Genomic DNA, 14,287 nt, shown 5'->3' with positions numbered 1-14,287 from the left:
TCCCGATGAAAAACGCTTATTATATTGGACTTATGTCTGGCACTAGCATGGATGGTGTTGATGCGGTATTAGTCGACTTTTCGGGCCCACAACCGCAGCTGATTTGCAGCCATACAGAAGCCATTCCGAGCCATTTACTCAAAGGGCTACAGCGTTTATGTTTGCCCGGTGCCGATGAAATAAACCGCCTTGGACGATTAGATCGCAATGTAGGACAATTATTTGCTTTGGCGGTCAATAATCTACTGGCAAAGTGCAATATTGCGAAGGAAGATATCCTCGCCATTGGTAGCCATGGCCAAACGGTGCGCCACATGCCAAACCTTGAAGTGGGTTTTACCCTCCAAATAGGCGATCCTAATACTATTGCGACGGAAACAGGCATAGATGTTATTGCCGATTTTCGCCGTAAAGATATTGCCCTCGGCGGCCAAGGCGCCCCCTTAGTGCCCGCATTCCACCAGCAAACCTTTGCCGAAATCGGCAAAAAACGCATTATTTTGAATATCGGTGGTATCGCCAATGTCACTTACCTTCCTGGAACAAGTGAACATGTACTGGGTTTCGATACCGGTCCAGGCAATACGCTTATCGACGCTTGGATCCAGCATGTAAAAAGTGAACCTTTTGATAAGAATGGCGAATGGGCTGCGTCCGGCAAAACCAACCCAGACCTATTAGCTCAGCTATTATCTCATCCTTATTTTTCGCTTGCTTATCCTAAAAGTACAGGCCGTGAATTATTTAACCAAGCGTGGTTAGAACAGCAACTATCGCCCTTTAATCATTTAGATGAAGAAGATATCCAATCGACACTTTTAGATATGACTTGCCATAGTATCGCGAGGGATGTCATCAAATTATCGCCGGAGGGAGAGCTATTTGTCTGCGGTGGCGGCGCGTTTAATACCCAACTAATGCAACGTCTCGCCGCCTTATTGCCGGGTTATAAACTGGATACTACCTCGGCTCTTGGCGTTGATCCTAAATGGGCCGAAGGTATCGCCTTTGCGTGGCTCGCCATGCGTAACCACTTAGGTTTACCCGCAAACCTTCCTGCTGTTACGGGCGCCTCCCGCGAAGCCGTACTCGGCGGACGATTTAGCGCTAAATAATAACGGTTTAAATTACCTGAATAAAAGCTTCATACTTTGAGGCTTTTATTCTAAATAATACTTGGCAACCTCAGATTGGCATTCATGTATAGAGATGAACAGCACGCCATAAATGTATCCTACTGTACTGTTGTTCTTTTTCTCATCCCACTCTAATGTTACCATTTGACTAACTGGTGATTTTTGCTTTGCCCTCATTTTTTACATTGGGACACAACAAACATCACCCTATTCCAGCAAAAGAGATATTTTCATGAGCAAGACTGTTAAAACCCTCGCTGAAACAGCAGCGATGACACCTGAAGGTCGTTACGATTACCTTGTTGAACAAGTTAAAGAACATAAGGTTCTTTGGACCTTGCAGGATCAAGACGGTTGCGTAATGCTGACCACGGAAGAAGAAGATTGTATTCCTATGTGGCCAACGGAAGATGCCGCTGAATCTTGGGCTGTGGATGAGTGGAGCGACTGTCAAACATTAGCCATTCCCTATGATGAATGGCATGAAAGATGGGTTCCAGGCATGGAAGATGATGATCTGTTTGTTGCTGTATTTCCTGTACAGGATGACTTAGGCGTGGTTATTCCCCCTTACGAGTTAGATCAGCGTTTATTGCCTAAACAAAGCCACTAATCGCCTTAACCCTGATGCGAGAATCTCGATGAGTGAGCAAGGATCTCCTTCACTAACGCCTGCAATAGCGCAAGACACGCGTTTGCCAAAACGCTTAATTGTCCTGCTGTTACTTTATGTTGTGGCTTCAATAAGTGGCTTAATGGCAAAGCAAGGCGTGTTATTTTGCCTATTAACACTCTTTATGGTGATTGCAATTATTGGTCGTCAGAAAGCAGGGCTTATTATGTTGCGCGGTTATACTCTGGTGCAATTAGCTTTGGTCAGTATGTTGCCAGTAATACTATACGATCCTGATAATCTCATTGTTGGCCCAACAACGGTATATTTAGGTGAATGGCAGGAAAAACTCCCTGACTATGTGATTTTTATCGCCTTGATAGCCTTATCATTACTGCAAGTGTGGATTGCATTTAATGGTAAAGTTAAAGCATGGTTTAAACCTAAATTAAACCTAAACATTATGAACTAGCTCATTGTTATTATAGTGAAAATAATAAAAAGCCGTCATTACGACGGCTTTTTTAATCTCATTTAAGACTCAATATGCTCGCGAAAAATAAGCAAAGATTAAACGGAGAAACTGGCTCCACAACCACAGGTCGTAGTCGCATTGGGGTTTTTCACAAAGAAGCGAGAGCCCTCGAGCCCAGAGGTATAGTCGACTTCACCGCCAACAAGATATTGTAAACTCATTGGATCGACGACTAATTGGACACCTTGTTTTTCAACTGTAAAATCGCCTTCGTTGACCTTTTCATCAAAGGTAAAGCCGTACTGAAATCCAGAACATCCGCCACCAGTTACATAAACACGCAACTTAAGTGCTGGATTTTGCTCTTCTTCTAGCAAGCCTTTTACCTTTGCTGCAGCCGCATCGGTAAATTGGATTGGCATTGCTGCATCAGCTTGTTCAGTCATTACTACCTCTTACATCAGTTTTCTGGGGCAAATTATCCGTTACCTGACTATTTTGTTCAAGTATTACCCGTGGTTCTTTTTCACCCTGCAATAATTCAGGGACACTATAAACACGTTCTGTCTGTGAATTCTTCGTCCAACGGCTTGATGGGACAACCACTTTCACTTTGACTTGCAATAAATTAAAGCCTGCTGGCACTGTCACTTTGGTATCTATGACCTGAAAATAGCGAAAATCAAATTCGAGCTTAGAACCCGTGAGTTTGTTCACACTTAACTCAACAGATTTCCCCTCTTGCACACCGATAAGGGTTAATTCGGCTCGACCTTGAATGGCTTGTTTACGCTTTTGTAACTGAGTCAAGATAAGCTTTAAGTTATATTCATCAGCTAAGGCGCCAGGCGTCATCTCAAGTCCGTGAATGGCAATACCTTCAGCATTATCATCAGGCGACATAATACTGCGATAAAACGCTAACTCATACTCAAGATCTTTTTGCTTTTTGATTTGCTGACCAAACATCTCCTGCATTTGAGCATTTGCTTCGCGCTCAATTGATAGCTCTAAATTTCGCGTTGCAAGCAATTGGGTCTGCTCTTCCAATTCTGCGGTTAATCTTTGAGATTTGTTACTGCCAATGTGTTTAACTACGGACTCATCGCTACTTAAGATGCAAAAACTTATCCAAGCACCTAAAAGAAAAGCAACTAACACTAAAAGTAATAAATACACTGAGGATGAACGGTACTTGCTGTCAATTCCTTGCAGCCAATCTAGCCAACGATGATAATTTGGCATTAGGTAACAGCCCCTTATATAAAATACAATCAACTCTAGACGAGTTCGATACAATACAACTCAGGCCAATGCAGTGCAATTAACGATAAAGAAAGTTGCTATTCAACATGCCATAGTCACAGCCAAAAAGTATTTAACCAATGAGTTACGTGACCATTTATCCCAAGCCCGCATCAGTGCACAACTGTGCATACTGGCACTGTTATTTGCTATTTTTGCATCCTGCGTGATCTTACTGTTTCGACTCTTGCTCGTTTGGGCTAATCATTACACCCAAATACAAGCGCTGGATTTTACGGGGAACGTCGCCGACTGGCGAGCCTTGTTACCCCTTTTAGGCGCAATATTAATTTGGATTGTGGCGAAGTTGGGTTCCAAACGCTACAAACGTATGGGAATAGCCTATGTGTTACATAGAGTTAAACTGCACTACGGTAAAATTCCGCTGCAATCCGCCGCTGGGCAGTTTTTTCAAGCACTCTTTGCCCTAGGCACCAATTTCTCCGTCGGCCGTGAAGGTCCTGCCATTCATCTGGGTGCTGTCAGCGCCAGTTTTCTCGCCGAAAAATTCAATCTTCCCGATAACAGTGTGCGCATCATGTGCGCCAGTGGTATTGCCGCAGGGATTGCCGCCACTTTTAACGCGCCCTTGGCGGCGGTGATTTTTGTACTCGAAGTGATAGTGCGTGAATATAAAATCCATTACTTTTTCCCGATTATGCTATCAGCAATTTGTGGCGCAGTTTCAAGCCAACTGGTGTTTGGTAATGTGCACGAATTTGACCGTATTCAAGTGTTCCACATTCCCCTAGATCACTACCCGATTCTCGCCATTGGCGGCTTAGTATTAGGCTGTGTTGCCGCTTTTTTTAACTACTCACTCATAAAAGTCACCACTACGAGCCAAAAATGGCCACTGATTTTCCGACTATTATTGGCAGCTGTTATCACGACGTTGATCGGCTTAGTCTTACCCCAGGCGCTTGGCACTGGTGATTTAGCTATCAGCGAAGCCATCAGTGAACACCCAAGTTTATTACTCTTAATCGCCCTGCTGGTAGCTAAAATCATCGCAACCATTGCGGCGATAGGCCTTGGCATTCCAGGAGGATTAATTGGACCACTCTACGGCATAGGTGCCTTGATTGGGGCTATTTTAGCCCTCGTGAGCGCAATACTATTTCCGTCCATAGCCCCTTATGTAGGGCTTTACACAGTGATCGGCATGACGGCCATGATGGGCGTGTGTTTAAGTGCGCCGCTGGCCGCCTTGGTCGCCCTATTAGAAATGACTAATGACGCCAGCATTATTTTACCGGCAATGTTTGTAACTGTTCCGGCTTTTTTAATTGCTTATCAGGGTTTTAAGACTGACTCCATTTTCTTTAAGCAATTAGAAATTATGGGACTAGGTTATAAGGTCGCCCCCGTGAATTTAGCACTACAGAAAAAAGGCGTGCGAGCCTTAATGGATAAACGCTTTGTTATCGTCAATAACAACGATGAATTGTTGCTCGAAGTGCTAAAACGCGCCGAAGGTCGACCCGTGCTAGTCCGCAATGCCGATGGCATTATCGAAATGCTTCGTCTTGAAATGCAGTCCTATGATGACAGTACCACGCTATCGCGCCATCCCATGCAAGGGCTAAGCGACAGCACCACCCTCAATGAAGTCTATTCACTATTGTCGCCCAAACGTAAGGGTGAAGTGTTTATCTATCAAGATTCGCCAGACAATGTGGTCGGGGTAATCAGTTGGTCGAACCTGCAACAGGAGATTCGTTCAGGCCAAGCCTAATATCGCTTCAAAACCTAGTTGCTATTAAAAGATTCAAAACCTGAGACGGCAGATTAAAAGCTTTGGGCTTCATCGCAAAAATCTAACACAGTGACAATGGGCTATTTCGTTGTAACTGTGCTTCTGCTACAATCGCGCCTCAGCCACCCTACATAACATCAGGGCAGATAAGCGCGATACCGCAGCTTAAAATGCCCCCTAGCAAATTGGAAAACAGGCTGATGAATCAGTTCGAAGGATCCCATATCCTCTCCGTAAACCAGTTAGATCTTGACTCAATCCAAACTATTTTTAATGTCGCTAGCCGCATGATGCCCTATGCACTTCGAGAGAAGCGCAATAATGTGCTCGATGGCGCCATTTTAGGTAACCTGTTTTTCGAACCCAGTACTCGTACCCGCGTCAGTTTTGGTTGCGCCTTTAATTTACTTGGCGGCCATGTGCGTGAAACTACAGGTATGGCTTCATCGTCTTTATCTAAGGGTGAGTCCCTGTACGATACGGCGCGGGTGTTATCCACCTATTCCGATGTGATTGCGATGCGTCATCCCGACTCTTACTCGGTAAAAGAGTTTGCCGAAGGCAGCCGCGTCCCAGTGATCAACGGCGGCGATGGTTCGAACGAACATCCGACTCAAGCCCTGCTCGATTTATTTACTATTCAAAAAGAACTTAAGTGTGCTGGCCGCGGTATCGATGGCATGCACATCGCTATGGTGGGCGACTTGAAATTTGGCCGTACAGTGCATTCTCTATCGCGCTTACTCTGCATGTATAAGAACATTAGCTTCACACTGATTTCGCCTGCTGAATTAGCCATGCCTGATTATGTGATCTCTGACATTGAAAATGCTGGCCATAGCATCAAAATAACCGACCAACTTGAAGGCCATTTAGATAACGCAGATATTCTGTATCTTACTCGCATTCAAGAAGAACGCTTCCCTTCACAGGAAGAAGCGAATAAGTATCGCGGCAAGTTCCGCTTAAATCGCAGTATTTACACTCAGCATTGCAAATCTAACACTGTCATTATGCATCCGCTTCCAAGGGATTCACGTGCGCAAGCCAATGAGTTAGATAATGATTTAAACAGCCATCCTAATCTTGCTATCTTCAGACAGGCGGACAATGGGTTGTTAATTCGCATGGCTTTGTTTGCATTGACACTCGGCGTTGATAATCAACTCGAAAAATATGAGTGTCCAGTTAATTGGTATTCACGTAAAGCCGATCGCTAATTGGCTACAGACTTTAAGGACTAAACATGACCCGTTCCGAAGCACTATTTGAACAGGCTAAAAAAACCATCCCCGGCGGTGTTAACTCTCCGGTTCGTGCATTTAATGGTGTAGGCGGTTCACCCCTGTTTATTGAAAAAGCTAACGGCGCTTATATTTACGATGCCGATGGCAAAGCTTATATCGACTATGTCGGTTCTTGGGGCCCGATGATCCTTGGCCACAACCATCCTAAAATCCGTGCGGCGGTATTAGCGGCGGTGGAAAATGGCTTGTCTTTTGGTGCGCCAACTGAGCTTGAAGTGCAAATGGCCGAGAAAGTCATCTCTATGGTGCCTTCTATTGAGCAAGTACGCATGGTGAGTTCAGGCACGGAAGCTACTATGAGTGCTATCCGTTTAGCGCGTGGTTTTACCAATCGTGACAAGATCTTAAAATTTGAAGGCTGTTACCACGGCCACGCAGATTGCCTGTTAGTGAAAGCTGGTTCTGGCGCATTAACTTTAGGTCAACCTAGCTCACCCGGTATTCCTGAAGATTTCGCCAAGCACACCCTCACCGCTGTGTATAACGATTTAGATTCAGTTAGAACCCTGTTCGAACGGTATCCAACTGAGATTTCTTGCATCATCATCGAACCCGTTGCCGGCAACATGAACTGTATTCCACCTGTCCCAGGTTTCCTCCAAGGTCTGCGTGATATGTGTGATGAGTTTGGCGCGCTACTGATCATCGATGAAGTAATGACGGGTTTTCGCGTATCACAAAGTGGCGCGCAGGGGTATTACGGCGTCACACCAGACCTAACCACACTCGGTAAAGTGATTGGTGGCGGTATGCCAGTGGGCGCTTTCGGTGGCCGTAAAGATGTAATGCAATTTATCGCACCGACTGGCCCAGTGTATCAAGCGGGTACTCTATCAGGTAACCCCATTGCGATGTCAGCGGGTCTGGCACAAATGGACGCCCTGTGTGAAGAAGGTTTGTACGAAGCACTGAGTGCAAAAACCAAACGTATTGCAGAAGGCTTTAAAGCCGCGGCGGATAAGCACGGTATTCCAATGGCGATCAACTATGTTGGCGGCATGTTCGGCTTCTTCTTTACCGAACAGGAGCAGATCACTCGCTTCGATCAAGTGACCAAGTGCAATATTGAGCACTTCCGCACTTTCTACCACGGAATGTTAGACGAAGGTGTTTACTTAGCACCTAGCGCCTATGAAGCAGGCTTCCTGTCTATGGCCCATGGTGAAGAAGAACTGCGCCTAACCTTAGAAGCCGCAGATCGTGTTTTAGCGAGTATGAAAACCGAAAGTTAATTTGCTGAGCATGTTATACAGCAGTAAAAAGAGACGCATTAGCGTCTCTTTTTTATGACATTTGAAAAATCGCACCCGTTAAATAGGATTAATTAAAGAATCGCACGCTAATCGCTTAGACTTTAATCGTAGATTTCACTTTACACTCAAACCCATTCCAGCATAAAAAACCAAAACAACATTATTAGAAATAATAAAACCAGCATAAAACACCACATCAAAAACAAATTCACCGAGATATACATCACAAAACAATACAAAAACGAGTTACACCTAACAGTTGCGTTATTCATATCATTATGTTTTGATCCGCACGCGTTAACACAGCAAGCTTAATTTAGCCTTGAAAACGCCAATCTATAGTATGCCTCTAGCCTGCTATTACACTAAAAACAGCCGTTGGAATTGCAGTTATGTTATATACCTTTCTGATCATATTGGCCGTGCTCGCCCTGCTCAGTATTATTTTCGAAGAAGTGACCCACCTTAATAAAGCAAAAACCACCTTATTTTTTGGCTGCATTTCTTGGGTAGCGCTGTTTATGGCAGCAGGCGATCCTGAGCATGAGAAAATTATTGCCCATCAACTCAATGAAAACTTGCTCGAAATTGCCACTCTTTGGCTGTTTCTGATGTCAACGATGACCTTTGTCGCGTACCTCAACGCAAAAGGCATGATCCAAATCATGGTGCAAAAGCTGTTTCCACAACAAGTTTCTGTACGAATGTTGATGCTCCAAGTGGCTTTGTTTGCACTGGTTTTATCGGCATTCTGCGATAACGTTACCGCCACATTAGTGTCTTTAGGCCTATTAACCACCTTTAAGCTTGATAAACAAATGCGTCGTAGGATGGCAGTATTAATTATTTTCGCCGTTAACTCTGGCGGTGTTGCATTAATCACTGGTGACGTTACTACCCTGATGATTTTCTTAGGCGGGCATGTTCATATGTCCGAGCTATTAATACTGTTTATTCCCTCTGCCCTTAGCGTTATTTTACTCGCGACCTTGTTTTCACTTAAAGCAGAAGGTGTTGTCGCCACAACACCTATCAAACATACCTATCAAACAGTTGATGTGCTGATTGCTCTAGTATTCTTCTGCACTATTTTAATGACTATGTTATTCAACATTCTCTTTGGGATCCCACCAGTGCTGACATTCCTAACGGGTCTATCTGTTATGTTCCTCATTGGTCACACTACACGTAGCGATAAAGAGGAAATTAAAATTCTTGAATATATTCGACAAGTTGAATATGATACTTTATTGTTTTTCTTAGGTATTTTATTACTCGTTGGTATGCTAAAAGAAATCGGCACCTTAGATATGCTGACGAAAGCATATGCTATGTTCAACCCAAACATTTCTAACTTCGTCACGGGGATGGGCTCAGCCTTAATTGATAACGTGCCATTAACGGCGGCGTTATTAAAAGCAGAACCCGTACTCAGTACACCAGAATGGCTTGGCTTAACTTATAGCGTCGGTGTGGGAGGTTCCTTACTCATCATAGGTTCTGCAGCGGGGATAGTCGCGATGAGTAAAGTGAAAGAATTGACATTCGTCAGTTACTTAAAATATGTACCGGCTTTATTCTTATGTTATAGCTTGGGCTATTGCCTCACGTTATTACTCGCTTACAAGCTGTTTGCTTAAAGTAAAGGGGACTAAACAAAAGGCGCCTACTAGAGCGCCTTTTGTTTTATTCAAATTAGGTCAAATTGCTGGCACCTTAAATTGCGTTCCTTGAATTTCTAACACCACATCCCTTGGACGAATAGAAATAATTGTCAGTTTTCCACTAATCTTATCGCCTTCCTGCAATTCCGCGCCGTCCACATTTAACCAGCGTTTGTTAGGATCAGTAGAATAGACATGAGCAACGATATTAAATTCAGGAACTTGTAGCTGTAACCCCGCTGGTAACTGACCATATTTAGGGATGTCATCGCTCTCTTGTTTGGGGATAGGATCTAACTTAGGTTGAGTTACGGGAGTTTTTGCCGAATTACCATATTCAACCTTTTTCAGCGCATCTTGAAATGTAGAAACTAATTTATCATCCTCACGACTTTGGTTCGTCTCCAACCCAACATCGACGGCTGCCGCGCTCACCTGTTGGCGTAATGCCTCAAGCTGTGCCAATCCCTGACGATTCGGATTAGCACCTAATATAATCGGCTCTTGCTCTGGCATCTCTTGATATTCAGGCTGTTCAAATTGATTTAACACATTGCTTTCGTCAGTATTGAGTTGTTGTACTGTGCGAGTGTTAGCATCAACCTGCGCCGAGGTTGCAAGATAGTCATCATAGCTTGGATCACGCTGCGGATTGTTTACATATCCAGTTGTCACAGCTAAAACTTGCCCTGCCTGCATGTTACCAACTTGCGGTAACTCTTGTGTCCTTGGCAACGCGACTTTGCCCGCTAAGCGGACTCCGCTCGAATTCGCATCAACAATTTGACTCTCCGTTACTTCAGTGGCTGATGCAGTTTGTGGTGGATTTACGGGCGACAAATTAGCTGCTGGAGCATTTTGCTTTATAGGTGTTGCGAGTCCTGCCATTACAGATAACGACTTCTCACTTTGCTCTAACACACTTACCCCCCAAGCAATCCCAACCCCAATAGCAACTGCCAACGCTAATAGCGATAGCTTAACCAGAGGGATACTGGCTTTACGGGACTCAGGATAATTTGTCCGTGGTGTTAACACGGCATCAGGTAAAGGAGATAACTGTTGTTGCTTATTACGCGTTACCGCATCGAGTAGAATGGACATTAGCCATGTGCTCCATTATCGGTTAAACGCGGGCCTTGCTCACTTAAATACAAATTCAGTCTCACTAATGTTTGGTTGCCAGCAATACCATCAGCTTTCAAGCCATGTTGGCTTTGAAAAGCTTTGAGATCATTTTCTAATTTAAGATCAAAGTGCGTTACCCTTCTCGCATTACGATTACTCACATGGGCAAGCGCATTCTCCAACCACTGAAGTTGTCCTACGCTCGACTTCTGGCTGATCTCCATCATAGGTAGGCTAGGTGCCTGCCATAAAATCTCAAAGGTACCGCTAAAATGTTGATTAAACCATGCCCTATCAACCCAAAGTTGCTGCTCACCCAATTGCATAAGTAATTGTTCACCATCAACAGCAAGCACTGCACCGTAAAAATCTTGTTGATTATCATCTACTAAATATACTACTGCAGGATAATTTAACCGTGTAAGGGACATCCAATTTCCCTGTTGTTGATAACAGGAAAGCCCTTGTTCAATGGCTGATTGGCAGGCTGTTAGCCCTTTAAAAGGCACTTTCCCCCAAACACTGAACAATCCAGCAAAGGCAGTATCAATTTGACGACTTTGGTTTATTGCCTCATTTAAGACTCGTTGGCTGGGATCAGGTTTTACGATTGTAGCTTGGGTACTCGGTTGTTTGATTAAAGCCTGAGTTAACTGGGTTTCACTATTTACATCTTTTATGTCTTTAGCAGCAATACTAACATTTTGAGAAGGTTGACTCTCTGCGGTGGAAGCTTGAACGCTCATAGTGCTTTGATTGAGGGTAAACAACCAATAGGATACGCCAAAGGCAATGGCGAGAGTCGCAACAATAGCCGTTGGCCAGAGGTATGGATTCTGTTGTTTTTCTTCCTCACCTAACACTTCAGCCGCAGCTTGCCTCACCATACGATGATCAATTGGCACTCGGGATTGTGCATAACCAGCCATTAACGCACGTTCACAGAGCAAGTTAATTAAGCGTGGAATCCCCCCGCTATATTTCTGTAATACCTTAATCGCTTTACGGGTAAACAGTGGTTCAAATCGTCCGGCGACCTGTAAGCGGTGCAACACATAAAGTGCAATTTCATCTTCATTTAGCGGTAATAAATGATAACGAGCAGTAATTCGCTGTGCCAGCTGTCGTAATTCTTGACGTTTTAGTAACAATTGCAGCTCAGGTTGACCAATCAAAATCACCTGCAATAATTTTTTGGTATCTGTCTCCAGATTTGTGAGCAACCGTAATTGTTCTAACACTTCAGGTCGTAGGTGCTGAGCCTCATCAATAATGAGTACCGTATTACGACCTTTCTCATGGTTCGCGAGTAAAAAATGGCTTAAATGATCGGTCAACTGCTTAAGTGTTGGATTTTCTCCATAACGGATCTTCAACTCATCGCAAAGAGTGGCGAGTAACTCCAATTCAGTCAGTGAGGGATTCAGGATAAATGCTGTGTCGGTGTTATCGGGTAACTGCCCGAGTAAACAACGGGATACCGTTGTTTTCCCTGTTCCTACCTCACCTGTTAACAGCACAAAACCACCGGTTTCACCCAAACCGTAGGTAAGATGTGCTAGGGCTTCTCGGTGCCTATCACTCAAAAATAAATAATGGGGATTGGGTGCAATTGAAAAAGGGTTATCGCTGAGTCCATAAAAGGCCTTGTACATACCACCAATCATCCTTATCAAAAAATAACGCTCACGTTAAAGCGTCCTAGTGTACTTGTCAAAACATCTGCAACATCAATGTGACATCTAAATGTTAGATAAATTTCTGGGTTAGATTTATCTCTGCCCGCTACGGGCATGTTAAGCTACTACTATGACACATAGGCGAAGTAAATCCGTGAAAATATACTTAGTCGGCGGCGCTGTACGTGACAGCCTGCTCAATCTTCCCATTAAAGATAAAGACTATATGGTGGTTGGCGCGACACCAGAGCAAATGCTACAACTGGGTTACCGCCAAGTGGGTAAAGATTTTCCCGTATTCCTACACCCAATAACACAGCAAGAATATGCACTCGCCCGTACTGAACGTAAAGTTGGGTTAGGCTATGGTGGTTTTAGTTGCTATGCCAGTCCCGATGTCACACTTGAGCAAGACTTGCTCAGACGAGATCTGACTATCAATGCAATTGCACAAGATGAAGAAGGCAACCTACATGATCCTTTCAATGGTATTGGAGATCTTAACGCTCGCCTCTTGCGCCATGTCTCCGATGCATTTATTGAAGATCCACTCAGAGTATTACGTGTTGCAAGATTTGCCGCGCGGTTTCATCACATAGGCTTTCAAATAGCTGACAGCACACTTCAGCTTATGCAGCAGATCGCCCAAAGTGGAGAGTTAAACGCCTTAACACCTGAACGAGTCTGGCAGGAAGTTGATAAAACCTTAAGTGGTTCAAACCCCGAGGTTTTTTTTGAGGTATTACGTCAATGTGGCGCACTGAAAGTACTTTTCCCAGAACTTGATGCCTTATTTGGTATCCCACAACCAGAAAAATGGCATCCAGAAATCGATACAGGCCTGCACACCTTGATGGTACTCGCCCAAGCCGCAATACTCACGCAGGATAAAGCCGTTCGTTTTGCTGCACTCGTTCACGACCTAGGGAAGGCGGTCACGCCCATAGAACATTTACCTAAACATCATGGCCACGGACAAAAAGGATTACCAATAATCAAAGCTCTGTGTGAACGTTTACGTATTCCGAATGAGTTCAGAGATCTTGCATTAATTGTCAGTGATCAACATCAAAATGTGCATCAAGCCTTCAAACTCAGACCAGAAACAATTATCAAGATATTTGATAAAGCCGATTTTTGGCGCAAACCTGAGCGTCTAAAACAACTCGTACAGGCCTGTATTGCAGATATGCGCGGTCGTACAGGATTTGAACATCAGGATTACCCGCAAGGTGAATACTTTAGCCAATGCTTTGCAGTCGCGAGTAATGTCAATATTAAGGCAATTATTCAAGCTGGCTTTAAAGGGGAGGAAATAAAGCAAATCCTCCACATGCATAGAATCGATGCCGTTGGTCAGTTAAAACGTGATAAACAAAATGCAGTGGATTAGAACGCACAGTCAAAAAGTAATAATTTTGTAAACACAGTATCGTTTTACGGTAAATTCGGAGCCATTTTTCACTCAAAAATGATGATATAACCAATAAAAAAACCTTTTAAAAAAAATTTATATGTCTATAGTGGATAAACCCATTAATATTCGTAGCAAATTAAAATAGCTATGTCATAATTAGGCAGTTTCGATTACAAAGTGACGAAACATTCAAATCCAACCTATTTTAAGGGATTTTTTACAATGAACAAAAAAGTACTGATGATTGCTGGTTTAGCAATGACTGCCCTACTAGGTGGTTGTGCAAACACTACTGCTCTGGAAGAAAGCGTTGCTACTCTGGGCAACAAAGTTGATCAATTGTCAGCTGATGTCGGCTCTCTGAAATCTGAGCAAGGCAAATTGTCTGCAGACGTTAAAGATGCTAAAGCAGCAGCTATGGACGCACAAGCAGAAGCTAAGCGTGCTAACGACCGTCTAGACAACGTTGCTACTCGTTACAAAAAGTAATGATAAGTAATTAACCTATAATTTAATAGGTTAGCATAAAAGGCTTGTGAGTGATGAAAGCG

Annotated in this window: 13 protein-coding genes; 9 read left to right on the top strand and 4 right to left on the bottom strand. The window is 43.8% G+C overall.

Annotated elements, in window-relative coordinates:
- Positions 1–5 precede the first annotated feature (5 nt).
- From MZ182_RS05350 to MZ182_RS05340, 3 genes are all read left to right on the top strand, one after another.
- A complete protein-coding gene (locus MZ182_RS05350; protein ID WP_248065596.1) occupies positions 6–1,115 on the top strand; it encodes an anhydro-N-acetylmuramic acid kinase in 1,110 nt (369 codons plus the stop codon).
- 253 nt (positions 1,116–1,368) lie between these two features.
- Entirely contained in the window at positions 1,369–1,749 is a 381-nt protein-coding gene (locus MZ182_RS05345) for a DUF2750 domain-containing protein (protein WP_011790308.1), read from the top strand.
- A gap of 28 nt (positions 1,750–1,777) precedes the next feature.
- The gene (locus MZ182_RS05340; RefSeq protein WP_011790309.1) at positions 1,778–2,221 is read left to right on the top strand and encodes a hypothetical protein; all 444 of its coding nucleotides are present in this window, start codon (positions 1,778–1,780) and stop codon (positions 2,219–2,221) included.
- A 98-nt stretch (positions 2,222–2,319) separates the two neighbouring features.
- Here MZ182_RS05340 and erpA read toward each other — a convergent pair whose 3' ends face one another.
- A complete protein-coding gene (gene erpA / locus MZ182_RS05335; RefSeq protein WP_011790310.1) occupies positions 2,320–2,670 on the bottom strand; it encodes an iron-sulfur cluster insertion protein ErpA in 351 nt (116 codons plus the stop codon).
- A complete protein-coding gene (locus MZ182_RS05330; RefSeq protein ID WP_011790311.1) occupies positions 2,663–3,469 on the bottom strand; it encodes a DUF6776 family protein in 807 nt (268 codons plus the stop codon). The genes erpA and MZ182_RS05330 overlap by 8 nt, the downstream gene beginning before the upstream one ends.
- Positions 3,470–3,542: 73 nt before the next feature.
- Here MZ182_RS05330 and MZ182_RS05325 point away from each other — a divergent pair, with 73 nt between their 5' ends.
- From MZ182_RS05325 to nhaD, 4 genes are all read left to right on the top strand, one after another.
- Positions 3,543–5,267, top strand: coding sequence for a chloride channel protein (locus MZ182_RS05325; protein ID WP_248065595.1), 1,725 nt, complete (start codon positions 3,543–3,545; stop codon positions 5,265–5,267).
- Positions 5,268–5,488: 221 nt separating this feature from the next.
- The gene (locus MZ182_RS05320; RefSeq protein WP_011790313.1) at positions 5,489–6,508 is read left to right on the top strand and encodes an aspartate carbamoyltransferase; all 1,020 of its coding nucleotides are present in this window, start codon (positions 5,489–5,491) and stop codon (positions 6,506–6,508) included.
- A gap of 26 nt (positions 6,509–6,534) precedes the next feature.
- Positions 6,535–7,827: a glutamate-1-semialdehyde 2,1-aminomutase gene (gene hemL, locus MZ182_RS05315; RefSeq protein ID WP_248065594.1), complete on the top strand. Its 1,293-nt coding sequence runs from the start codon at positions 6,535–6,537 to the stop codon at positions 7,825–7,827.
- Between the two features lie 413 nt (positions 7,828–8,240).
- On the top strand, positions 8,241–9,488 hold the full coding sequence (nhaD, locus tag MZ182_RS05310; protein ID WP_248065593.1) for a sodium:proton antiporter NhaD: 1,248 nt from the start codon (positions 8,241–8,243) through the stop codon (positions 9,486–9,488).
- 60 nt (positions 9,489–9,548) lie between these two features.
- Here the strand turns inward: nhaD and MZ182_RS05305 are convergent, their stop codons facing one another.
- Together MZ182_RS05305 and MZ182_RS05300 are read right to left on the bottom strand one after the other, a co-directional pair.
- Positions 9,549–10,616: a general secretion pathway protein GspB gene (locus MZ182_RS05305; RefSeq protein ID WP_011918873.1), complete on the bottom strand. Its 1,068-nt coding sequence runs from the start codon at positions 10,614–10,616 to the stop codon at positions 9,549–9,551.
- A complete protein-coding gene (locus MZ182_RS05300) occupies positions 10,616–12,295 on the bottom strand; it encodes an ExeA family protein (RefSeq protein WP_248065592.1) in 1,680 nt (559 codons plus the stop codon). Before MZ182_RS05300 ends, MZ182_RS05305 begins: the two co-directional genes overlap by 1 nt.
- A 178-nt stretch (positions 12,296–12,473) precedes the next feature.
- Between MZ182_RS05300 and MZ182_RS05295 the strand changes: the two genes are divergently transcribed.
- Positions 12,474–13,712, top strand: a complete 1,239-nt coding sequence (locus MZ182_RS05295; protein ID WP_014610098.1) for a multifunctional CCA addition/repair protein — start codon at positions 12,474–12,476, stop codon at positions 13,710–13,712.
- 246 nt (positions 13,713–13,958) lie between these two features.
- A complete protein-coding gene (locus tag MZ182_RS05290) occupies positions 13,959–14,225 on the top strand; it encodes an Lpp/OprI family alanine-zipper lipoprotein (protein ID WP_248065591.1) in 267 nt (88 codons plus the stop codon).
- The last annotated feature ends 62 nt before the right edge of the window (positions 14,226–14,287 follow it).

Origin of the sequence: Shewanella sp. JNE2 (assembly GCF_023159115.1) — a bacterium.
GTDB lineage: Bacteria > Pseudomonadota > Gammaproteobacteria > Enterobacterales > Shewanellaceae > Shewanella > Shewanella putrefaciens.
The sequence above is the reverse complement of the archived record's forward strand: the minus strand, read 5'-3'. Positions and strand labels throughout refer to the sequence as shown.